We start from the raw sequence: 22,686 nt of genomic DNA, 5'->3' as shown, positions 1-22,686 counted from the left end.
ATCAATCTTTCACTATGACAAACTGGCCTTTTCCAATCTGGTAAGTTTCCGCGAGATAGCCTTCCGTCGCAAGCACCAGTCGTATGAAATCGGCACATTCCGCGGCGTGCGACAACACATTGTCCACCACGATCAGCCCGCCCGGCCGCAAAACCCGGCATAAAGCCGGCCAGTATGCGGCGTAACAGCTACGGTCTGCATCAAGAAACACCATATCCACGCTACTGTCTGCCTGCGCCGACAAATAAGCGCCAGCATCCTCACAGCGCAGCGTCACCTTGTCGCTCAGGGCAAAGTCTTGCAGATGCGCGGCGGCCTGCTGCTGCTTGGCGGGCAGAATGTCCAGGCTGGTGATGCTGCCGGCGCGGTCGCGCAGGGCCAGCGCCAGCCACAGGGTGGAATAGCCATTCGAGGTGCCAATCTCCAGCACGCATTGCGGATTGGCATGGCGCAGCAACTGGTAGAGAAAACGCCCGGTATCCGGCGTGATGAACAGGTTTTTCTGTGCCCGTTCGCCGGTCGCGGCATCGTGGCGTTCACCCTGCTCCCAGATGGTTTGCAGCCTGGAGAGCACTTGACTTGTCAGCATGAGACTTTCCTTTTTATTGTCAGAAGCAAGCGGTAATCAGATCGGCAAAAGACAGGATAAAGCGTGGCTGCTGATACATGGCCAGCAGTGCCAATAGAATGATGGCAGCCAATAGCAACCAGCCAGCCGTTTTCATGTGGCTGCCCGCTCGGCAAAGGCGGCGGAAGCGCGCTCGCGGATCGGCAGGTTGGCCAGTGCGGCCATGACTCCCAGCACGATGGCAATGCCCCACACCACATTGTAATTGCCGTTCAGGTCGTACAGCTTGCCACCCAGCCACACCCCAAGAAAGCTGCCTACCTGGTGCGAGAAAAACACTGCGCCGGACAACATGCCCAGATGCTGTACGCCAAACTGGCTGGCAATCACGCCATTGGTCAGCGGCACGGTGGATAGCCACAGAAAGCCCATGACCGAGGCAAACACCAGTACCGATGGCACGGACAGGGGCAGCAGCAGAAACAGCCCGATGGCAATGCTGCGCGCCAGGTAAATGCCCGCCAGCAAGGGGGGCTTGGCAAAGCGGCTGCCCGCCTCGCCAAACAGGAAGGTGCCAAAAATATTGAACAAGCCGATCAGCGCCAGGGCCAGGCTGGCGACATTGCCACCCATGCCGTGGTCACGCAGATAAGCCGGCAGATGCACGCCGATAAACACCACCTGGAAACCACAGACGAAATAACCGGCCATCAGCAAGCGGAAACCCGGCTCGGTCCAGGCGCGGCCAAAGGTATGCAGCATGCCTTGCAGCAAGTGGGGATGACTGTGCGACTGCGCAGTTTGCGGCAGCGCGGCGGCCTGGCGGGTCAACCAACGCCCCAGCGGCAGCATCAGCAAGGCGCAAGCCCCCAGCACCAGCAAGGCTGGCAGCCAGCCCAGGCCATCGATCAGCGAGCGTTCCAGCGGCACCATGGCGAACTGGCCGAACGAGCCCGCCGCAGCGGTCAGGCCCATGGCGCGTGAGCGGTAAGCAGCAGGTACGGTACGGCCCAGTACGCCGAAAATCACGCTATAGGTGGTGCCGGACAAGGCCAGGCCCAGCAACACACCGGCGGACAGGCTGAACAGGGTGGGCGTGGCGGACACGGTCATCAACAGCAGGCCAAGGGCATACAGCAGGCCGCCACCCAGCAGCACCTTGCCCGGGCCGTGACGATCAGCCAGCGCGCCGGCAAAGGGCTGGGCCATGCCCCACACCAGATTCTGCATGCCCAGTGCAAAGGCGAAGCTTTCGCGGCTCCAGCCAAAGGCGCTGGTCATGGGCGGCATGAAAAAGCCAAAGCCATGGCGCACGCCCATGGCCAGCGAAACGATCAGGCCGCCGGCGAGCAGCAAGCGTTGGAGGGAGCGATCCATGGAATGATTTCCGCTATTGTTATGGTCATCCATCATAAGACTGCCGCGCACAAGAAAAAACCCGTGTAGAACACGGGTTTTTGCACACACTGTCGCCACAGCAGAACAATACTGCTCAGCCGTGCTGGCGGGCGAAGTCCTGCATGAAATTGGCCAGCGCCTTGACGCCTTCGATCGGCATGGCGTTGTAGATGGAGGCACGCATGCCGCCGACCACGCGATGGCCCTTGAGCTGGATCAGCCCGTTCTTGCGCGCTTCCATCAGAAAGCTTTCTTCCAGCGCCTCGTCCTTCAGGCGGAACACCACATTCATGCGCGAGCGGTACGGTGCATCGATATGGGTATGGTAGAAGCCTTCGCTGGCCTCGATGGCGTGATACAACAGGCCGGCCTTTTCCGCATTGCGGCTTGCCATGCCCTTGATCCCGCCCAGTTGCTTCAGCCACTTGAACACCAGGCCGGCGATATAGATGGGATAGGTCGCCGGCGTGTTGTACATGGAGTCGGCATCGGCGTGGGTCTGGTAATTCAGCATGGTCGGCAGATCGGCTCGAGCGCGGCCCAGCAGGTCTTCGCGCACCAGCAATACCACCAGGCCGGACGGGCCGATATTCTTCTGCGCGCCGGCATAAATCAGGCCGAACTTGCTGACATCGACTTCGCGTGACAGAAAGTCAGACGACATGTCACAAACCAGCGGCACGCCCAGGTCGGCCGGGACAAAGGGGAACTGCAGGCCGCCAATGGTTTCGTTGGAGGTGTAATGCAGATAGGCGGCGTTGGGGTCGCGCTGCCAGTTTTCTTCTGCCGGCACATAGGCAAAGTTGCGGTCTTCGCTGCTGGCCACCACGTTGACATGGCAATAACGGCGCGCCTCCTTGATGGCCAGCTTGGACCAGTGGCCGGTATTGACGATATCCACCGACTGTTTGTCGCCCAGCAGGTTGAGCGGCACCATGGAAAACTGCATGGAGGCACCGCCCTGCAGGAACAGCACCTTGTAACCGGCCGGCACCTGCATCAGCTCGCGCAGGTCGTGCTCGGCATCATGGATGATTTCCATGAATTCCTTGCCGCGATGGCTCATTTCCATCACCGACATGCCGGAGCCGTGCCAGTCCAGCATTTCGCTCTGGGCCTGAGCCAGTACTTCGTGGGGCAATACCGCCGGTCCGGCAGAAAAGTTATACACCTTGGCCATGTCTGTCCTCAGTCATTGCTTCAATGTTGCGGCATGACCCGGCAGGCCATGCCGGTGTGTGTCACTGCGTGAGCAGGAAGTGGGCCCGGGCAACAGCCACCGGCTTGCGGCGGTCTTCTTGCCAGGCTTCGATCAATACATGGGCCACACGCTTGCCCTGCTTGGTGATCTCGCAGCGGGCGAATAGCGTCTGTGGACGGCCGGAGCGCAGGTAATCCAGCGAAAAATCGACAATCTTCGGCGCTTCCAGCGATTCGCGATGCCAGATCAGGTGCAAGAGCGCGGCATTTTCCAGAAAACCGCCGATCAGCCCGCCATGCAGCGCCGGCAAGACAGTGTTGCCGACATTGCGCGGATAAAACGGCAGCTGGAACAGCAATTCGCCATCGTCACCCGTGCTGACTTCCACCCCCATCAGGCGGGCATAGGGAATGGCCTCGCACAGCGCGGCGACATTATTGTCATCGCGCAGGGCAGCCAGTTGCTGCATGAATTCACTCATCACGCCCCCTCTTTCAGCATGGAGGCGCGGCTGGATTCACGCATGAAGGTGGCCACGCCATGGGCGATGGGGTCGGCCGGATCGTCGTGGTAGCACACGGCACGGGTAAAGGCGATCTGGCTGGCCAGACGGTAACATTCCGCCCGGCAGTAGATGGCCTTGCCCGGCGTGGCTGCCTTGAGGTAATCAATGCGCAGATCCAGCGTGGCAATGGTTTCAAAGTCCGGCAGGCAGGCGGTGACCGAAACGGCACTGGTGGTATCCACCAGCGAGGTGATCACCCCGCCGTGAATGGTGCCGCTGGCCGGGTTGCCCACCAGGTCTTCGCGCCACTCCACTTTCAGGGTGGGCTTGCGGCCCTCGGTGCCCAGGTACTGGAAACCGAGGGTGGCGCAGTGCGGCAAGGAGACGAAGAGCGCGCTCATCGTCTCCAGCACCTGCGCATTGGCAGGCGTTGCCGTCATGCCTCGGCTTCCCCTGCGCTGGCGGCGTCAGCAGCCGGGGCGGCGTTGTCTTCACCGTCGACCACATCACCATCAACAATTTCAGCCTCTTCGTCCGACTCGCCTTCGGCCACTTTTTCCAGACCGATCAGCTTTTCACCCTCGTCCAGGTTGATCAGGCGTACGCCCTGGGCCGAGCGGCCGGTTTCGCGTACTTCCGATACCTTGGTACGGATCAGCACGCCACCGGTGGTGATCAGCATCACGTCGTCGCTGTCTTCCACCAGGCTGGCGGCCACCAGCTTGAGGCCGGTCTTGTCGGTCAGGTCCATGGCAATCACGCCCTGGGTGCCGCGGCTGGTATGACGGAATTCGCCGGTACGGGTGCGCTTGCCATAGCCGCCATCGCTGGCGGTCAGCACCTGCTGCTCTTCCGAATTGGTGACCAGCAGCGAAATCACATGCTGGCCTTCGGCCAGCATCATGCCGCGTACGCCTGCGGCAGTGCGACCCATCGGACGCACGTCGGTTTCGCTGAAGCGTACGGCCTTGCCGCCGTCGGAGAACAGCATGATCTGCTCGTTGCCGGAAGTCAGGGCCACGCCAATCAGGTTGTCACCTTCTTCCAGGCGCACGGCGATGATGCCGGCGGTACGCGGACGGGAGAAGGCTTCCAGCGGGGTTTTCTTCACCGTGCCGTTGGCGGTGCACATGAAGATGAACGGACCCTTGGCCTTGAGGGCGGCGGCTTCCTCGTCTTCATTTTCGTCGCACACGGCTTCGGCATCGGTGAAGGCCTTGATCGGCAACAAGGCGTTGATCTTCTCGCCATCGGCCAGCGGCAACACATTCACCATGGGCTTGCCACGGCTGTTGCGACCGCCTTGCGGCAGATCGTAGACCTTGATCCAGTAGCAGCGGCCCTTGCTGGAGAAGCACAGCACGTAGTCGTGGGTATTGGCCACGAACAGGGTGTCGATGAAATCGTCATCCTTGGTGGCAGCAGCCTGCTTGCCACGACCGCCACGGCGTTGCGAGCGGTAGTCGTCAATCGGCTGGGTCTTGATGTAGCCGGTATGGGAAATGGTCACCACCATGTCTTGCGGGGTGATCAGGTCCTCGATATTGATGTCGCCGCCAAACGGCTCGATTTCCGAACGGCGTGCATCACCGAACTGGGTCTTGATGGCGGACAGCTCGTCACCGATGATCTGGTTGATGCGCTCCGGACGTTCCAGAATGTCGATCAAGTCCAGGATGATGGCCATGATGTCGCGATATTCGCCGACGATCTTGTCCTGCTCCAGGCCGGTCAGGCGTTGCAGACGCATTTCCAGAATGGCCTGCGCTTGCGCATCGGACAGACGATAGCCATCGCCATGCAGGCCAAAGGCAGGGTCCAGACCATCCGGACGGGCCTTGCTCTGGTCCACGCGCGACAGCATTTCTTCCACCAGTTCGGAGCGCCACGGGCGCGCCATCAGGGCGATCTTGGCGGCCGGCGGGGTTTCCGAGGCCTTGATCAGGGCAATGATGTCGTCCACATTGGACAGCGCCACGGCCAGACCTTCCAGGATATGGCCACGCTCACGTGCCTTGCGCAATTCGAAAATGGTGCGACGGGTGACGACTTCGCGGCGGTGGCGCAGGAATTCGTCGATGATCTGCTTCAGGTTCAGCAGGCGCGGCTGGCCATCGACCAGGGCCACCATATTGATGCCGAAGCTGTCCTGCAGCTGGGTCAGCTTGAACAGGTGATTGAGCACCACTTCCGGCATTTCGCCGCGCTTGAGCTCGATCACGATGCGCATGCCGGACTTGTCCGACTCGTCGCGCAGATCGGAAATGCCTTCGATCTGCTTGTCACGCACCAGTTCGGCAATACGCTCCAGCAGGCGCGACTTGTTCACCTGGTAGGGAATCTCGTCGACGATGATGGCCTGGCGGTCGCCCTTGCCGATGTCTTCGAAATGGGTGCGGGCGCGCATGATGACGCGGCCACGACCGGTGCGGTAGCCCTCTTTAACCCCGGCCGTGCCATAGATGATGCCGGCGGTGGGGAAGTCGGGTGCCGGAATGATGTCGATCAGATCATCGATGGTCAGTTCCGGATTGGCCAACAGCGCCAGACAGGCATCCACCACTTCCGTCAGGTTGTGCGGCGGAATATTGGTGGCCATGCCCACGGCAATGCCGGAGGAGCCATTGATCAGCAGGTTGGGGATCTTGGCCGGCAGGATCAGCGGTTCGTGTTCCGAACCATCATAGTTCGGCCCGAAGTCCACGGTTTCCTTGTCGATATCCGCCAGCAGTTCGTGCGCAATGCGCGCCATGCGGATTTCGGTGTAACGCATGGCGGCGGCGCTGTCGCCATCCACCGAGCCGAAGTTGCCCTGGCCATCCACCAGCGGGTAGCGCAGGCTGAAGTCCTGCGCCATGCGCACGATGGTGTCGTATACCGCCGAGTCACCGTGCGGGTGATATTTACCGATGACATCGCCCACGATACGCGCCGATTTCTTGTAGGCGCGGTTCCAATCGTTGGAAAGTTCGTGCATGGCAAACAGCACGCGACGATGTACCGGTTTGAGGCCATCACGCACATCGGGAAGCGCGCGGCCCACGATCACGCTCATGGCGTAATCGAGGTAGGAGCGGCGCATTTCCTCTTCGAGGCTGATTGGGATCGTTTCCTTGGCGAAAAGCTGATCTGTCATGGGTAAATGGCTATCTTTTCAGGAATCAAAAATAGCCTAGATTCTAGCACGTCCACCCCGCCTACGCATGCCTTGTCGCGTGCGGGGCGGGCGCAATGGCTGCCAGCACGGCGGCGGCCTGCTGCGTCAGGTACTTAGCCGTGTGCCCGTGGCAAAAGCCAGCGCAGCCGCCAGCGGCCAGCCATGACAAAGGGCCGCCCATGGCGACCCCTCTGCAGTAGTGCAACCGCCGCTCAGCGCTTGCCGGCTGCCTGTTCGCGGCGGCGACGCGCCTCTTCCAGCAGGTAGACCTGATAGTCATCCAGGTCGCCGTCGAAATCCTTCACCCCGCCGCGTGAAACCAGCCAGAACTCATCGCACACTGCCCGCAGCAAGGCGCGGTCGTGACTCACCAGCATCACCGAACCTTCAAACTCGTTCAGCGCCACGCTCAAGGCTTCGCGGGTGGCCAGGTCCAGGTGGTTGGTCGGCTCATCCAGCAGCAACAGGTTGGGGCGCTGCCACACGATCATGCACAGCACCAGCCGCGCCTTTTCGCCACCGCTCATGCTGCCCACCTGCTGCTTGACCATGTCGCCACTGAAATTGAAAGTGCCGAGAAAATTGCGCAGCCCCTGCTCGCGGCAATCATTGGCCGGCGGACGGAGGGCGGCCGGAATGTCGCGCGCCAGGCGGAACATGTGCTCCAGCGGATTATCCTGCGGGCGCAGCACGTCCAGCTCCTGCTGCGAGAAGTAGCCGATATTCAGCCCCTTGCCGCGAATGATCTCGCCGCCAGTGGCCTGCAAGGCCTCGGCCACAGTCTTGACCAGGGTCGACTTGCCCTGCCCGTTTGCCCCCAGGATGCCGATGCGCTGCCCGGCCAGTACCGAGCGATTGACACCACGCACGATCACGGTGGGCGGCGTACCCGCCGGCGCATCCTCTGCCGCCGGATAGCCAAACTCGGCCTGCGACATGGTCAGCATCGGATTAGGCAGGCTTTGCGGCTCCTTGAATTCAAACTGGAAATCTGCCTCGGCCAGTACCGGCGCAATCTTCTCCATCCGCTCCAGCGCCTTGACCCGGCTTTGTGCCTGCTTGGCCTTGCTGGCCTTGGCCTTGAAGCGATTGATAAAGCTTTGCAGATGGGCAATCTTCTCCTGCTGCTTGGCCTGCGCCGCCTGCTGCAGAATCATCTGCTCGGCACGCATGTCTTCAAACTTGCTGTAATTGCCGCCGTAGCGCACCAGCTTGGCATTGTCGACATGCAGGGTGACATTGGTGACTGCATCAAGGAATTCGCGGTCATGACTGATCACCACCATGGTGCCGCCATAGTTTTTCAGCCAGGCTTCCAGCCAGACCAGCGCGTCCAGGTCCAGGTGGTTGGTCGGTTCGTCCAGCAGCAGCAAATCAGACGGACACATCAGCGCGCGGGCCAGTTGCAGACGCATGCGCCAGCCGCCGGAAAAACTGTTTACCGGCTGACTCAGCTCGGCCACGCTAAAACCCAAGCCCAGAATCAGCGACTGCGCCCGCGCCGGCGCGTCGTGTTCGCCGGCATCATTCAGCGCCGTATAGGCATGCGCCATGCGCATATAGTCTTCACCCGCCTCGGCCTCGGCCACTTCCAGCCGCGCCGCCAGCAAGGTGGTATCGCCCTCGACCACGAAATCGGTGGCACTTTGCTCGGTCTCCGGCATGTCCTGCGCCACCTGCGCCATGCGCCATTGCGCCGGAATCGACACATCGCCGCCATCTTCATGCAGGCTGCCATTGAGCACCGCAAACAGGGAGGACTTGCCCGCGCCATTGCGGCCAACCAGCCCCACTTTCTCGCCCGGATTGAGCGTGACCGAGGCATTGTCGAGCAACACTTTACTACCGCGACGCAAGGCCACGTTCTTCAGGATAATCATTGGGTCAATTGCGCATTCATGAGAGTGAGGTGAAGTTCACTTGAGCGAGCCGCAAGACTTCACGACGCGCGGCCAGGATGCGGCCAGCACGATACCGCAAGCACGGAGTGGGGTTGGGAGAGCCTTTGTCGGAATTCGCCGACAAGGCAGCAAAATGTAAAACGGGCCTTGTATTTCTACAAGGCCCGTGGAATATGGTGCCGGCGGCAGGAATCGAACTCGCGACCCCCTGATTACAAGTCAGGTGCTCTACCAACTGAGCTACACCGGCGAAGGGCTGCAATATAGCGTCTTGCCCCTTGGCTGGCAAGCCTGTCAGTGCATTTTTTTATGCCTTCTGACCGGCTTTTTCGCTAGCTTGTTGTTTTTGCTTGTTTTGTGATGAACGGGTTTGGCAGCATTTTTTTTGCCCGTCATCTTGCTGGCAGGCTTGTGCTTGGCGGCTGCAGCGTGCTTGCCATGCTGGCGGTGGTGCTTCTTGCCCGCGGCGTGATGCTTGCGGCTGGCCGGTTTGCTGGCTTTGCGCTGCGCCCCGGCGGCATGGGCCTGGCTGGCTGGCGCATGATGCGCTGACTTCTTGGCTGATTTGAGCGGTGCGCTCTGCTCATCGCCCGGCAGCGGGATGTCCTCGGTTTCTGCGTGGGCAAAGCCACCCAGCAGCAGCGCTCCCAGCAACAGGGCGGTGCGGATAAATGAATGATTCATGGTGAAGTCTGGGCCCTTAATGGTTGGCCATCTGGCTTGATGAACATGGATGCAAGGTGGCAATACTAGCATGGCTTGGCTGGCTGCATCACCCAGCCGGATTGCGCAGCCGCCTGCGCGCCCTGCTCCATCGCACAGCCGCCCGGTCCATTCAATTTGCATTTGCCGCGCCAATTAACCAACAAAATCGATGCCGGGCATTTATAAATAATGCTAAAGACATTTGCTTCGCAAAGGAGCGCGCTTCATGCCCGGCTTACCTAGCACACTACTGGCACTCTGCCTGTCGCTCATGCCCTGCCTGGCCTGGGCGGCAGAAGCAGGCCAGACCATCTTGCTGGAATGCGACTACCTGCCCAGCATCTGCAACCAGCCAGACCAGCCCACCCCGGGCATGATGATGGAAATTGGCAGCGAAGCCATACGCCGGGCCGGCTATATTCCACAGACCCGCATCCGCCCGTGGAACCGCGCCATGCGCGAGGTGATCGACAGCAGCAACGCCATCATCATCTATTTTGCCCGCACGCCGGAACGTGAGCCTTTGTTTCACTGGATTGCCATCATCAACAGCACTGATTTCCGCTTTTTCACCCGCGACGGGGCGGCGCCATGCCATACCCTGCAGCAAGCCATTGCGGCAGGCCGCATCGGCGTACGCACCGGCTCCAGCGTGCTTAGCTGGCTGGCGCAACAAGGCGTGAGCCAGCAGCAAATCGAACAAAGCCAGCTGCCCGACATGGCCAAGATGCTCAAGGCCGGCCGCATCGGCAGCTTTCTGGGCAGTACGGCCACCTTCAGGCCAAGCTACCAGCAACAAATCGGCACCATGCCGGTCGAGGGCAATGTGATCTACAGCAGCGAAAACTGGATAGCCTCCGGCCCGCGCTTTCCGCCGGAAACCGCGGCCCGGATCGCCAATGCCCTCGCCCGCATGAAGGATGACGGCTTTATCGAACAGATCATGCGCAAATACGGCAAGTAAGCACATCATCCAGCAGGTTTCCGGCCAGCCCAAGGCCGAGCCTGGTCATTATTCAGGCGACACGGCAGCGCGCACGCTCCAGCAGGCCAGCGCGCCCCATAGCACGGCCAGCGCATTGCCCAGGGCAAACAGCACATGGAATACCTTGGGTGCTGCCAGCCAGCCTTCCAGGTGATTTTCTCCCAGTAGTAATGACAAGCCACACAGCAGCAAGGTGACATTGCGCTTGATGCGCAGCTCCGGCTGATGGGCCGCCCAGGCAAAGATCAAGGCGACAAACAGGTCGAAATAGGCAATTTCCCGCTGCCAGTGCGCGGACAGCGCCCAGGTGGTGCCGGCGGCCGTCCACGCAGGCTGGATCATGTGCGACAGTGCGGAACAGACTGCGGCCGCGGCCCACAGCCGCAACAAGATGTCGAAGCGGGCAAGTCCTGCTGAGGATGGGGTGGTGGTGGACTGGTGGGTCATCTGGATGGGCTTTCTGCAGGAAACAGGTGGATGGCCTTCAGCAAATGGCGGCGTGAAGGCATGTTTTTATCCATGGCTGGTGCGCTACAAGTCACCGCCAGCAGGGTGCGCGCTGCCACCAGCATGATTGTCATTCGATTCACCCTTCAGCTAGTCCGCCCCGTTCTCTCCCGCCATCAGCTCAATGCCCAAGGCATCGGCCACATGGCGGTTGTTCTCGGCGCTATCGGCAAAGGACCACTCCCTGTCCATCAATGTGCGGATATAAAAGGCATCACTGTAGCGTGACCAAAACAGGCAGGGCAGAAAATACGCCAGCGCCGCCAGCAAGATGGAGTCGCCCAGTGCGCGGGCCAGGAACAAGCCCAGCATGGTGGGCAGCGCTAGTTGCAGGAAAATCAGCGGCTGCTGGCGGGTGATCGCCTCGACATGACCAGCCAGCATGGTGACCAAAGATGGCCGACTGAAACGGACTTTACGCAAGGTGCCGTGATCGGAAAGTAGGATATGCATGGACTTCTCTATGATTAATGACCTGGAAAATGCATCGAACCGCCCTGCCCGGCCAGGCCGGAGTCATGACGGGTGCTATTGAGGCGTGCTCGCAGTCGCCGCCGCACCCGGCTGCGCATCCATACCGAATCGCGTTGTCAGGCTCCTTGCGATAGCCAGGCCAGCCGGTTTGCGGGCTGTGCAGCTGCAAATCTGTGCGGAAGCCGTGGCGCTGGCCAGCAACAGCATTATCGACCGAGCCCTGCCAATTCCAATATCATATTGCCAAACCAGGCCTTCCGCCAGACCGGCGATACGGTTCCGGCGCGATCATTGATGGTGCTGCTAACGGCTACTGCATCCTCTTAGCGATCCGGCCCATGCAGACATGCACCATTCAGGATATTCAGCTGCACAGACACGCAGAGCGCTTGCACAGCGCGGGGCATCTGCCACAAGAGGCCCGCTTCACCAAGCCGTTCACAACACTGGTATAGTGGCAACTGAATTTGGGGTACCGCTCTCATCCCTCTAGCCGCGCTCGGTATAAGCGCAGGCTTTGGGGAGCATCATGAGCTCACAAGCATTTTCCTGGCTTTTCCTTGCCGCCAGCGTGATCGCAGAAGTCTTAGGCACCGTTGCACTACGCTATTCCGACGGATTCACCCGCACCGCGCCTTCCATCATCGTCACCCTTTGTTATGCAAGTGCCATTTGGCTCATGTCCGTATCCGTTCGCCATCTTGAAGTCGGCTTGGCATATGCGGTATGGGCCGGATTCGGAACGGTACTGATTGCCCTTCTGGGAATTCTTTGCTTCGGAGAGTCAACGGCACCGCTTCGACTGATTGGCATTGCCTTAATCGTTGGCGGCGTCGTCGCGCTCAATTTAAGCCCCTCCTAAACCTGCCATCTGGTCAAAGACATGCCCCTGCGCCGCTTGCCCGCAGCTAGCAGAAAGGCGAGCGCGTGGCGGGCAACTGGCGGAACCGCTGTTACCAGGATGATGAATGCTCACCAATATTTGATCATATACATGAATAAATAAAACATATTTTTCGATTTTATGGATATTATTTTAACAAGTTTGATCACAAAGGACGAAAATGACCAGGACAAGGACACTCCCCGTGGCAGCGCACCCGCTGTTCAGCTTGCAGGGAAAGACTGCGCTCATCAGTGGCGCAGGCAGTGCGGAAGGTATCGGCTTTGCCACCGCCAGGCTGCTTGGCGAGCTGGGCTGCAGCGTTGCGCTGTGCGCTACAGGCCCGCGCATCCACGAACGTGCGGCTGCACTGCGCCAACAAGGCATAAGGGCACAGGGGTATATCGCAGACCTTACCGTTGCTGCTGAAACAGACCATTTGTTAAAGCAGGTGGCCCAGGACTTTGCGCGCATCGATATTCTGGTGAATAACGCCGGCATGACGCAGGAAGGGCAAGCCGAAGCATTCACAACATTTGACATGCTGGAAGATCGCGACTGGACAAAAACCCTTCAGCGCAATCTCGATACTTGCTATCTGCTGACGCGGCGCGTGCTGCCCGGCATGCTGGCAAGCGGCCATGGCCGCATCATCAACGTCGCTTCGGTCACCGGCCCAGTGGTGGCCAACCCCGGCGAAGTGGCATACAGCGCGGCAAAGGCCGGCATGGTGGGCATGAGCCGCGCACTCGCGCTGGAAGTGGGCCACAAGGGCATTACCGTCAACTGTGTCGCGCCAGGCTGGGTGGCCACGGCATCCCAGACCGAGGCAGAGCACCAGGCCGCAATGCATACCCCCATGGGCCGCGCCGGTACCCCGGAAGAAATGGCAGCGGCCATTGTATTTCTCGCCATGCCCGCCGCCAGCTACATCCATGGTGAAATGCTGGTGGTCGATGGTGCCAACTGTCTGCAGGAGCGCAAGGGATGACACCATTCAGCCAGAATCTGTTTGCCGGACGCGTCTATCTGGTAACCGGTGCCGCCGGCGGGGTGGGCGGGAGCGTTGCGGAGAAATTGCTGTCGCTGGGCGCCAGGGTGGTCATGACCGATGTGCAGCGCGAGCGCCTGCAAGTGCGCGCCGACCAGCTGGGCGCTGCCGCCCTTGCCGTTGACTTGCGCCAGGCGGAAAACGCTCAAGCACTGATTGACTTCAGCCTGCAGCAATATGGCCGGCTGGACGGGCTGGCCAACTGCGCAGGGGTATGGGTGGAAGGACCGAGCGAGCTGGCCAGCGAGGACGAATGGCAGCATTGCGTGGACATCAATCTCAAAGCAGTGTTCTTTCTTTGCAGCCGCGCCATTCCGGCCTTGCGTGAAACGCAGGGGGCCATCGTCAATATCAGTTCCGATGCGGGCGTGATCGGCAATGCCGGTGCCGCCATTTACTGCGCCAGCAAAGGGGGCGTCACCGTCATGAGCAAGGCGCTGGCCAGGGAATTGGCGCCCAGTGGCATCCGTGTCAACGCGCTGTGCCCGTCCGACATTTTCTCTCCCATGCTGGAGTTTCAGGCTGCGCGCTACGGCGAGGGCGATCCGGAAAGCTACTACCGCCGGCTGATGGCGCACTATCCTCAACAGGACAAGGCCCGCTTCCTGACACCCGCCGAAGTGGCGGACCATGTGCTCTGGCTACTGTCTCCCGCCTGTGCCGGGGTGACTGGCGCCAGTGTCATGCTGGATTTCGGCCTGACCGCAGGGTATTGAACCAGAGCCCTGCCTGCCGTACCGGGCGTATCTGCCCTCTCCCAGCCGCCAGTTGCTCACCGCCAGCGGGCAAAAGTACTGGCGCTACCGCTTCCGTATCGATGGCAAACCCAGCATGTACACTATTGGCGAATACCCCGCCGTCGGGGCGGCAGAGGCGCGCAAATTACTCACCGAAGCCCGCGCCCTGGTTGAGCGCGGCATCAACCCCAACCTGCAAAAGAAATCAGCAGCGGGCACGACAAGGGCTGACCTTTCGTGACGTAGCCACCGAGTGGATGGCCAGCAATACCCACTGGACCGCAGGCTACGCCCGTCAGGTCGAAAAAACCCTCACCCACGACGCCCACCCCAAACTGGGCGACCTTCCCCTGGCCGACATCAACCCCGTCCAGGTGCTGGAAGCCCCCCGCCCGGTACTGGACCGCAACGCCAGAGCCGTAGCCCGCAACCTGCGCCAATGGATAGGTGCCGTGTTCCGCTACGACATCACCACCCTGCGCTGCCAAACCGACCCCACCGCCGCGCTCGGCCAGCTGGTCAAACGCACGGTGGTGCGCCACCATCCACCACTGCCCATCGACGCCATTCCGGACTTCCTGCGCAACTACACCGGCTACGGCATCGCCAAGCCTGCCACACTCCTCATGCTTTACACCTTTTTCCGCACAGCAGAAATCCGCAACGCCGAATGGAGCAACATCAACTGGGAAGCACGCCTATGGCGCATCCCCGGCCACAAAATGAAAATGGGCAGCGACCACATCGCCCCCCTGTCACGCCAAGCGCTGGATCTGCTGGGCGACCTGCACGGCCTCACCGGCCAACTCCCGCCAGCCGCAGGAAGGCATCTCCGCCACTACCATCAACACTGTCATCGCGAGCATCGGCTACAAACACCTCATCTCCGGACACAGCTTCCGCTCCACCGCCTCCACCCTGCTTCATGAGCTGGACCACGACGAACGCGTCATCGAAATCTAGCTCGCTCACATGGAAAGAAACAAGGTCAAGGCCGGCTACAACCACGCCAAGTACCTGGAGCAACGTCGCCAGATGATGCAGGACTATGCCGACTATCTGGACAAACTGGCCGAACCACTCAAGGCTGAATAAACACAAAGTCGCCACTGACGTAACCAATAAAAAACGCAGCCCCCCAGGCTGCGCTTCATCTCCCTACCAATATTCAACAGCAACAAAAAAGCCTGCTCCAGCAGGCTTTGGTTACACAACACTGCAAAGCCACCAGGCGCGGCCGCTCCGCCCACTCAAAAGCTGGGGAAGCGATACTTGAAGCGGCTCCCCAGCAAATGAATGCCGAACATCGAAAACGGCACCAAAAACACCATGCCTTCCAGAAAGTGCATGCCATCACGATCACCCGTCGCAATGTACACCACCAGATTGGCGAACATGGCATTCGATCCCACTTTCAGAAACAGCTCTCCCCAGCCCATATTCCCTTCATAGTCCGTGCCTTTGGCAGAGCGCTGCACCACGCACATCGCCAGAAAAGCCAACACCACACAAGCAAGACCCCATTGCCAGCCAACCGGCGAACTCAGGTTCCGCCCCCAAAAGCCGAACGTCGCTAGCAGGCTGATCAACTGATAAGCCGATTCCAGCCTGAACTTATGCTGCACACCATTGATACGCATTGCTCTACGCCAATCCAATAAACAAAGCCGCAAGATAGCACAGGAGCATGTCTGGAGACACCCCTCATGCCCAACAAAAACGCAGCCCGCAGGCTGCGCCATCCCTGACTCACCAGGCCAAGCCCTAACCCACCCTCGCCCCTGCCAACTCGGCCCCATGCTGCTGCATCAAGGACAGGATCACCGGCATTGCCGCCCAACGCTGCGGCTGAGGGGAAGCGCAGCGTGGCCAGGTACGCCTCACCCTGCGCCACCGGCGGCTCAGCCGCAGCCGCTGGCGCCAACGCAGGCACGGCAGCAGGCGCCGCAGGCCCACCGCCCTCCAGCCACTGCCACAGCCTTAGCAGGCTGTTGAAATGCCCGTCAGCCGGGCGTATTCCTTCTTTTGCTTGCGCATGACCCATCCTTCACATCGCCCCCAGCTGCCGTCCCCACAGCCAGTTCAAGGCAGAATCCCTTATCAGACGGTGCTGGCGGGGTGGATTTCCCCGATAACGACCTGCTCACGGCGGTGCTGGCGCGCACATTGACCACCAGTCCGTGACGATTGTCGGTCAGCACATGACCCAGGTAGCTCAGCTGCGCCGGTGCGACACTGCTTTTGCGGTACAGCTTGCTGTCTGGATCGGTGACCGAAGCATGACTGGCGTCACTGCGCTTCTCGCCATGCCAGTTGGGGGGCGGTCATCATCACTTCCGTCCTTGCGGCGCACACTTTTATGGCTGGCCCATGCCTGGATCAAGGTGCCATCGACGCTGAAATGTTCACCCGATAGCAGCCCCTTACTGGCAGCCATCTCGACAGTGGTATTGAACAATTCGGTGACGGCATCAAAGGTCATCTGCCGGTCACGATTCTTGCTGAATACGGAGTGGTTCCACACGGGGTCTTCGATGGCGAGGCCGACGAACCAGCGGAACAGCAGGTTGTAGGAAATCTGTTCGACCAGCAGCCGCTCGCTGCGGATGCTGTACAGCACCTGGAGCAACATGGCGCGCATCAGTTTCTCAGGGGCAATGCTTGGTCGTCCACCTTTGACATCGGCCTGGTACATTGCCGAGAAGCGGGCATCCATTTTGGTGAGGGCTTCGTTGAGCCAGGTGCGGATGAGCCGCAGTGGATGGTTGGCCGGAACGAATTCCTCCAGCCGGATGGTGGTGAAGAAGGCTTCGTTATAACCGTCTGCTCCACGCATCGTGCAACCTTCCGTCGTGAGTGTTTGTCCGCATCGTCGCTGATCGGTACACGAGGCGCCAGTATTTCAACAGCCTGCTAATCTACATGCCCTTGCCCAGGGCCTGATTGCCTGCCACATACAGCTTCCATGCAGCTATCCAGTTTGTGGCCATGGTTTGCTGGGCGGTGGCCAGCGGCAGGCTGCCATCACACACCATGCGATACAGCACCACTTCCAGCTGGTCTTTCTTGGCGGCATTCCATTCGCTCTTGCGCGGCTGTGGCCACAGGTTTTGCGGGTCGCGCGGCGCTCCGCCTATGCTCAGGGCGATCAGGTGATATGGGGCTTGAAAGCCGTTACCTTATTGGTCTATCAATGTAGCTACCGCCTTCGTGGCTTTTTTCACAGATGTTGATATGGAACTTATTTGGGCTACTAATAGCTTCAAGATCAATGGAGTCACCTACGCCGGCTTTCCGATCCTGCTCCATGACTCCATGCGGGGTGTCAGCGAAGTTAACTCCTTCCTTCGCTATTACTTGGTTGAGCGTGGTCGTGTTGGATCAAATAAGACATGGTTGGTAGTAGGTCAAGCTTTATACGACTACTACGGATTCCTCCAGGCCCATGATCTTCGATGGGACAAAGTCTGCCTGGGAGAATCCTCAAGCATCATCGCTGCGTATAGGGACTATTGCCTAAGAACCGTCAAGCTATCCAGAAACACAGTACGGCAACGGTTGAACTATGTGTGTAAGTTCTATGAGTATGCAGCCCAGCATAAGTGGATCAGCGACGTGCCGTTTCATCTTGAATCCGTGTTTCGAGGCGCGGCCGACAACTTGTTTAGCCACATTGACAGCTCTGGCGGCATGACGCTCGCCAAAGATGTCATGCCAAAGAGCCAGAAGCTACTACCCAAGCTTCTCAGCCGAGATGAAATTCGCCTACTGCTCTCTGTACCATGCAATCGGCACCACAAGATGATATTGCGCATGGGATTGCACACGGGGATGCGTCGGCAGGAAATTGCCACGTTCCCAGTCGACTACGTGTTCGATCCGGCCACGTCGGGCCAAACTGCTCGCAATATTCAAATCTGGCTTGACCCCAATGATGGCACTGGCATGCAGACCAAGGGCAGCAGACCACGCAACATTACAATTAGCCGCAACTTCATGTCCGATCTCTGGCAGTACCACGTGCATGTCCGTGGTGAACGTGCCCGCCTATCTGGCCAACAACACCATGCACTGTTTCTCAATCAGTTTGGTGAACCTTTTGCGGCGGGTGGAAAACGACTTGAACGCATCATCCGGGAAATCGGTAACTTGGTGGGTGTTGATGTACATCCTCACAAGCTACGTCACACTTATGCGACATACACCTTGCACGCCTTGCAAGGTGGAAAACGGAGTTTCGAGCCGCTGGTTTTCTTGCAGCAACAGCTTGGTCACGTATCCATCCAAACAACAATGATTTACGCCCATTTAGTTGATTCACTGGTGGACGATGCCGTGCTTGCTTTTGATGAAGAGATCACCAACTGGTGCACGGAGACCTGAACTGAATGGCTGGCAAGAAGACTTTTGAGCGATCTGACCTGACTGGACACGTTAGCACAGCTCATCTACTCAAAGGGGAAAATGCCTCACAAGTGGCATGTCAGCGCCGCACCATCGTTGACTTTCCAGCGGATGGAAATGCAACGCTCAGGCGCACTTTTGATTTTGCTCGGTGGTACGGTGTAGGTATTGATGACGTTACCAGTGCCTGTCAGCTCCAAATTGAGCGTTTCCTCGCAACTGGAGAGGGGGATTGCTCCATCGCGACGATAGTAGCGTACTGTAGTGGCGGGCTACATCACTTCCTCTCCTACTGCGCGCTGGTCGCGAGCACGAAAGCTCACTCTCTTGGTTTAGCAGATGTCGACCGTGATCTGATTGATGGTTTCCTGCTGTATCTGAAAAGCACAGGCACGAAGACCACGGTGCAGAAAAATTGGTATACAAGGTCCAAATCCGTACTGGTCGCCCTCGGCAAGCGGGGCTTGAAAATCAATCACAGTGGAGATAAGGCCACATTCCCCAAAAATCCATTCCCCAATACGAATCGAAAATTCACGGCAGAGGATCCGCTTTCAACCCGTGAGCGCAAGGCATTGATACTCGCGCTGAATGCAGAGTTGTCAGAGCTTTACCGCGACGACTGTAAATTAACGGGCCATTTACTGGCCTGCGCCCTGTGGGCCGTGGCATTGCGCACAGGAAGAAATACTGCACCCCTGCTAGAAATGACCACGGATTGTCTTCAAGCGCACCCCAAAAGTGGCATGAAACTGCTAGTTGTATACAAACGCCGTGGCAACAACACCAATAAGGTAGCTGTGCGCGACACGAAAGACATCGCAGGGCACGTCGGGGTCATGACTGATACCGTTCGTCTTATTGAACGTGTTCAGCAGCTTACCGCTCCGCTACGGCTGCATGCACCAAACTACTTACGCGACCGGCTTTGGCTGTTTCCACCCAGAAGGCACAACCGTGATAGGCCAGTAACCGTTTTAACTAATAACACCTTGTTGCTCTCTATCAAGTCCCTAGTAACAAAATCGGGTCTACGTGACGCTAATGAGCAGCCTCTGGTTGTAAATATCTCGCGCCTGAGAAAGACGTTTGAGAATCGAGTTTTCGAGTTGGCTAACGGTAGTCTTGTCGTTGCTGCAAAGGCAACAGGGCATTCTGCTATCGTTGCAGACCGCCATTACATGACGCCCGGCGAGCATGCCGCAAAAAACTGGAAATTCATGGGGGTGCTCCTTGCCAACGAACTTGGGAGTGGAAGCCTTAGCACACAAGATAGAACACCATCTGGCCAATGCTCCGATAACAAGCACGGGCAGTTCGCTCCTAAAAACGGCGGAACGTGCTTCAACTTCCTATCGTGTATACGCTGCAAGAACTATGTTGTAACAGCAGACGACTTACACAAGGTGTTTTCCTTCTATTGGTTGATAGTACGAGAGCGCAATCTTGTAGGCAAACGGAAGTGGGCGGAAGTATACGGCCATATTGTTCGCTTGATTGATCGAGATATTGCCGATTTTGGCGTCCGTAGAAAAATTTTCACACAGGCGCAGGTCGATTCTGCACGTGATACGGCTAAGGTCGCGCCTCATCCCTACTGGGCCGCCCGGGATATGCTGGAGTCCATCGATTGACAACTACCACGGCCAATTGGCATTTTATCGACCAGCCACTTGATTGCAGTGGATTGGTACCGGAAGCCCGGGACGAGCTTATTATCACAACAGTCCATGTTGATGGGATATGGCAAGTCTTAAGTCGCTACGGTGACGATGTGTGGATCCTTTCTGGAGGACCTACCAATCGCCATGCGAATCAGCGCCGCTTGGACTTCAACAAAGTGCCTTATGATTTTCGCTCTCAATTCAAGGCAATGCTGTATCGGTATCAACGACGTGGTCGCGCCGGCAGCACGCGTCCTGGCGCAAGCTCGATGAAGGTTCTATTCACCAATGCGCTACCATTTTTTTCATTTCTTGAGTCCTTGCATATTAGGCGGGTATGTGACGTAACGCCCATGTTATGTGCTACTTACGCTCAGGCCTGTGCTGAGCGTAAGTCAGCACGCTCGAAGCCGTTATCAAAGGCTTTTCTCACCAAGCTATACGAAGCTGTTGAAGCTTTATTCGAGCTTAGCCAACATACGGATGATCCTATGCTGCAGCCTCCTTGGCCGGAGTCGTCTGCGGCGATTAAGGCCGGTACCGCCAGCGCGACGGCCTACTCTACACGTAATTCGACTACCCCATTGATTCCTGATGAGGTGTTCTGCTCCTTGTTTGCAGCCGCTCAGGATTGTATCGCTCAACATGAACAACTTCTTTCGCTTCGAGATTCAGTACAGATGATTGAACAGCGATATCAGGGTCGGGATCCTAGAACTGTAAACGATGCGTCAAATAAATTCTTAAAATCGCAAGGCTGGTTTCTTGGGGTTCGTAAATTGCGAAGCGAAGTTCGTGACATTCGAACCGCTTGCTACATCATTGTTGCTAGCTTATCTGGCTGTAGAAATCACGAGATTGCCTTTATTCAACGTGATGCCTGTTACAAGACGGAAGCCGAAGACGGCGAGGAATACTGGTGGTTCAATTCCCGATCGATGAAGACTGATGCAGGTCACACAGCATGGATGATTCCAGAAGAAGCTGTCACTGCTCTAAAGGTCATGGATCGCTGGGCAGTACCTTTCCAGGCTATGATTGATCATGAAATAGCGCAGCGGCGTATTGCCAATCCAGCCGATACAGGCATCGCGGAGGCGCAGGCCCATCGTGATGCGGTCTTTTTAGGAGTGGATACTAAAAAGAACAATCTGGTGCGGACTCTTTCTCTTATGTCGTGGAATAGTCACCTAAATACTTTTGCGAAAAAGAACGGCATTGTCTGGAAGTTTGCAAGCCATCAATTCCGCCGAAAATTTGCCAACTACGCTGCGAGGAGCAAGCTAGGCGATCTTCGCTACCTTAAGCAACACTTTAAACACTGGGCCATGGACATGACCTTACTCTACGCGCTCAACGAAGCACAAGAGATGGCATTATTCATTGACGTATTAGATGATCTTGACATACTACGGGAAGGTAAAATTGCTGAATGGACTAATGTGAATATGCCCCTATCAGGTGGGGCGGGAAATAGCTTTACAAAGTGGCGCCGACGTGACGATATTCACCTCTTTGCAAGCCAAGCTGATATGGTTCAAACAATTGCAGAAAATATTTCTATTCGATCCAACGGCCACGCATGGTGTACGGCTGATAGTGGCATTGATTGCATCGGAAATGGTGGTCTTGACCGAATCCGCTGCTCAGATTGTTCCCATTCAATTATTGAACCTGTGCATATTCCCATTTATCAGCGTCTTTACGACCAGCTTGCATTACTCAAAGACCTTGAAGATATAGGCGAAAGTGGGCGCAACCGGGTAAAGAGGGACCTCGCACGATGCGCCAAGGTGTTGCAAGACCTTGGGTACGACCCTGAGCAGCAGAAGCCGACACTATGACCGACTCCAAGCGGCTCAGTATCGAAGCCAGGACTAAAGAACTACACCTTGCCATCAAACGAATTCAATGTGGCCGGTCGCGTACTAACGCCGTCAAACTCACCATCACCTCGGTTGCTCGCGAGGCCGGTGTGAGTACAGCGCTAATCCACAATATTTATCCCGGAATCGCGGAAATCATCCGAGAGATACAAGGTCGCTCAAGTCGGGCCCAGCGCGACGCTAAACATCAAAAGCTCAAAGCTGAACGGGACAAGTTACATGCCTTGCGCGTCGAGCTTAGGGCGGCAAAGGCCATGATTGCTGATCTCGCCTCCATCAATGAGGTATTGTCGGCTGAAAATGAAAAGTTGAAAGCCATGTCGACTGCTGGAAATGTTCGTGCCTTTCCAAAGAACTAATAAGAATCGCGGCATGTGCTTGAAACTGTGGCTTGGCTTGCATTTAACTAGATTTTCAGTTGGGTGATTCGCCTCGAGTAATGTTTTACGTGTAAGCCTCACCCGGTTGCGGTGCGTCGCCTTCTCCGTTGTAGTCAGCGCGACCGCTTTCTCAGGCGCTCTCGGCAGCACCGCTCTCGTTAACTGTTTGATGCCTTCCTCAGTTGCTATCCGGATGTCGCGTACCCTACCAAACTGACCATACCGGAGAGGATTCTGACCTGTCTCTTATACACATCTCCGAGCCCACGAGACATTAACA

23 protein-coding genes, 1 tRNA gene and 1 pseudogene are annotated in these 22,686 nt (G+C 57.9%); 11 read left to right on the top strand and 14 right to left on the bottom strand.

Annotated features, from left to right (window positions below):
• Window position 1: 1 nt before the first annotated feature.
• From JHD64_RS06675 to JHD64_RS06635, 9 genes are all read right to left on the bottom strand, one after another.
• Window positions 2-589: an O-methyltransferase gene (locus tag JHD64_RS06675; protein WP_199052675.1), complete on the bottom strand. Its 588-nt coding sequence runs from the start codon at window positions 587-589 to the stop codon at window positions 2-4.
• Between the two features lie 132 nt (window positions 590-721).
• Window positions 722-1,945 carry an MFS transporter gene (locus JHD64_RS06670; protein ID WP_199052674.1) on the bottom strand — a complete coding sequence of 408 codons (1,224 nt, stop codon included), beginning with the start codon at window positions 1,943-1,945 and terminating at the stop codon, window positions 722-724.
• A 115-nt stretch (window positions 1,946-2,060) separates the two neighbouring features.
• Entirely contained in the window at window positions 2,061-3,146 is a 1,086-nt protein-coding gene (gene serC, locus JHD64_RS06665; RefSeq protein WP_110312876.1) for a 3-phosphoserine/phosphohydroxythreonine transaminase, read from the bottom strand.
• Between the two features lie 61 nt (window positions 3,147-3,207).
• Window positions 3,208-3,648 carry a PaaI family thioesterase gene (locus JHD64_RS06660; protein ID WP_059287199.1) on the bottom strand — a complete coding sequence of 147 codons (441 nt, stop codon included), beginning with the start codon at window positions 3,646-3,648 and terminating at the stop codon, window positions 3,208-3,210.
• Window positions 3,648-4,112: a PaaI family thioesterase gene (locus tag JHD64_RS06655; RefSeq protein ID WP_199052672.1), complete on the bottom strand. Its 465-nt coding sequence runs from the start codon at window positions 4,110-4,112 to the stop codon at window positions 3,648-3,650. The genes JHD64_RS06660 and JHD64_RS06655 overlap by 1 nt, the downstream gene beginning before the upstream one ends.
• The gene (gene gyrA, locus JHD64_RS06650) at window positions 4,109-6,808 is read right to left on the bottom strand and encodes a DNA gyrase subunit A (RefSeq protein WP_199052671.1); all 2,700 of its coding nucleotides are present in this window, start codon (window positions 6,806-6,808) and stop codon (window positions 4,109-4,111) included. The genes JHD64_RS06655 and gyrA overlap by 4 nt, the downstream gene beginning before the upstream one ends.
• Before the next feature lie 233 nt (window positions 6,809-7,041).
• Complete coding sequence (locus JHD64_RS06645) at window positions 7,042-8,709, bottom strand: ABC-F family ATP-binding cassette domain-containing protein (RefSeq protein ID WP_059287196.1); 1,668 nt, start codon at window positions 8,707-8,709, stop codon at window positions 7,042-7,044.
• A 195-nt stretch (window positions 8,710-8,904) separates the two neighbouring features.
• Window positions 8,905-8,980, bottom strand: a tRNA-Thr gene (locus JHD64_RS06640).
• 44 nt (window positions 8,981-9,024) lie between these two features.
• Window positions 9,025-9,576: a hypothetical protein gene (locus JHD64_RS06635; protein ID WP_199052670.1), complete on the bottom strand. Its 552-nt coding sequence runs from the start codon at window positions 9,574-9,576 to the stop codon at window positions 9,025-9,027.
• An 85-nt stretch (window positions 9,577-9,661) separates the two neighbouring features.
• On the opposite strand from JHD64_RS06635, the gene JHD64_RS06630 reads away from it, so the two are divergent.
• A complete protein-coding gene (locus JHD64_RS06630; protein ID WP_199052669.1) occupies window positions 9,662-10,399 on the top strand; it encodes an ABC transporter substrate-binding protein in 738 nt (245 codons plus the stop codon).
• A 48-nt stretch (window positions 10,400-10,447) separates the two neighbouring features.
• On the opposite strand, the gene JHD64_RS06625 is transcribed toward JHD64_RS06630, so the two are convergent.
• Together JHD64_RS06625 and JHD64_RS06620 are read right to left on the bottom strand one after the other, a co-directional pair.
• The gene (locus tag JHD64_RS06625; protein ID WP_199052668.1) at window positions 10,448-10,867 is read right to left on the bottom strand and encodes a hypothetical protein; all 420 of its coding nucleotides are present in this window, start codon (window positions 10,865-10,867) and stop codon (window positions 10,448-10,450) included.
• Between the two features lie 150 nt (window positions 10,868-11,017).
• Window positions 11,018-11,380 (bottom strand): hypothetical protein, encoded by a 363-nt coding sequence (locus JHD64_RS06620; RefSeq protein ID WP_199052667.1) that lies wholly within the window; start codon window positions 11,378-11,380, stop codon window positions 11,018-11,020.
• Between the two features lie 550 nt (window positions 11,381-11,930).
• Here JHD64_RS06620 and JHD64_RS06615 point away from each other — a divergent pair.
• From JHD64_RS06615 to JHD64_RS22205, 6 genes are all read left to right on the top strand, one after another.
• Window positions 11,931-12,263 (top strand): multidrug efflux SMR transporter, encoded by a 333-nt coding sequence (locus tag JHD64_RS06615; protein ID WP_199052666.1) that lies wholly within the window; start codon window positions 11,931-11,933, stop codon window positions 12,261-12,263.
• Between the two features lie 226 nt (window positions 12,264-12,489).
• On the top strand, window positions 12,490-13,275 hold the full coding sequence (locus JHD64_RS06610; RefSeq protein WP_370540938.1) for an SDR family NAD(P)-dependent oxidoreductase: 786 nt from the start codon (window positions 12,490-12,492) through the stop codon (window positions 13,273-13,275).
• Window positions 13,272-14,051, top strand: coding sequence for an SDR family NAD(P)-dependent oxidoreductase (locus JHD64_RS06605; protein ID WP_199052664.1), 780 nt, complete (start codon window positions 13,272-13,274; stop codon window positions 14,049-14,051). The genes JHD64_RS06610 and JHD64_RS06605 overlap by 4 nt, the downstream gene beginning before the upstream one ends.
• Window positions 14,052-14,103: 52 nt before the next feature.
• Window positions 14,104-14,313 carry an Arm DNA-binding domain-containing protein gene (locus JHD64_RS06600; RefSeq protein ID WP_199052663.1) on the top strand — a complete coding sequence of 70 codons (210 nt, stop codon included), beginning with the start codon at window positions 14,104-14,106 and terminating at the stop codon, window positions 14,311-14,313.
• Between the two features lie 16 nt (window positions 14,314-14,329).
• Window positions 14,330-15,001: a tyrosine-type recombinase/integrase gene (locus JHD64_RS06595; protein ID WP_199052662.1), complete on the top strand. Its 672-nt coding sequence runs from the start codon at window positions 14,330-14,332 to the stop codon at window positions 14,999-15,001.
• 43 nt (window positions 15,002-15,044) lie between these two features.
• Entirely contained in the window at window positions 15,045-15,167 is a 123-nt protein-coding gene (locus JHD64_RS22205) for a hypothetical protein (protein WP_255524328.1), read from the top strand.
• Window positions 15,168-15,322: 155 nt separating this feature from the next.
• Here the strand turns inward: JHD64_RS22205 and JHD64_RS06590 are convergent, their stop codons facing one another.
• The 3 genes and pseudogenes from JHD64_RS06590 to JHD64_RS22200 form a co-directional block, all read right to left on the bottom strand.
• On the bottom strand, window positions 15,323-15,712 hold the full coding sequence (locus JHD64_RS06590; protein WP_199052661.1) for a hypothetical protein: 390 nt from the start codon (window positions 15,710-15,712) through the stop codon (window positions 15,323-15,325).
• A gap of 507 nt (window positions 15,713-16,219) precedes the next feature.
• Window positions 16,220-16,908 (bottom strand): annotated as a pseudogene (locus JHD64_RS06585) (IS5 family transposase); the annotation flags it as partial.
• An 82-nt stretch (window positions 16,909-16,990) separates the two neighbouring features.
• Window positions 16,991-17,122, bottom strand: coding sequence for a hypothetical protein (locus JHD64_RS22200; protein WP_255524327.1), 132 nt, complete (start codon window positions 17,120-17,122; stop codon window positions 16,991-16,993).
• Between the two features lie 160 nt (window positions 17,123-17,282).
• Between JHD64_RS22200 and JHD64_RS22450 the strand changes: the two genes are divergently transcribed.
• The 4 genes from JHD64_RS22450 to JHD64_RS06565 are packed head-to-tail and all read left to right on the top strand — an operon-like array spanning window position 17,283 to window position 22,385.
• Window positions 17,283-18,455 (top strand): site-specific integrase, encoded by a 1,173-nt coding sequence (locus tag JHD64_RS22450; RefSeq protein ID WP_199052660.1) that lies wholly within the window; start codon window positions 17,283-17,285, stop codon window positions 18,453-18,455.
• 5 nt (window positions 18,456-18,460) lie between these two features.
• Window positions 18,461-20,110 (top strand): hypothetical protein, encoded by a 1,650-nt coding sequence (locus JHD64_RS06575; protein WP_199052659.1) that lies wholly within the window; start codon window positions 18,461-18,463, stop codon window positions 20,108-20,110.
• A complete protein-coding gene (locus tag JHD64_RS06570) occupies window positions 20,107-21,984 on the top strand; it encodes a hypothetical protein (protein ID WP_199052658.1) in 1,878 nt (625 codons plus the stop codon). Before JHD64_RS06575 ends, JHD64_RS06570 begins: the two co-directional genes overlap by 4 nt.
• Window positions 21,981-22,385, top strand: coding sequence for a hypothetical protein (locus JHD64_RS06565; RefSeq protein WP_199052657.1), 405 nt, complete (start codon window positions 21,981-21,983; stop codon window positions 22,383-22,385). Before JHD64_RS06570 ends, JHD64_RS06565 begins: the two co-directional genes overlap by 4 nt.
• Window positions 22,386-22,686: the final 301 nt, after the last annotated feature.

The organism is Aquitalea sp. ASV15 (assembly GCF_016429115.1).
Lineage (GTDB): Bacteria > Pseudomonadota > Gammaproteobacteria > Burkholderiales > Chromobacteriaceae > Aquitalea > Aquitalea magnusonii.
This window is presented reverse-complemented; position numbering and strand designations above follow the sequence as displayed.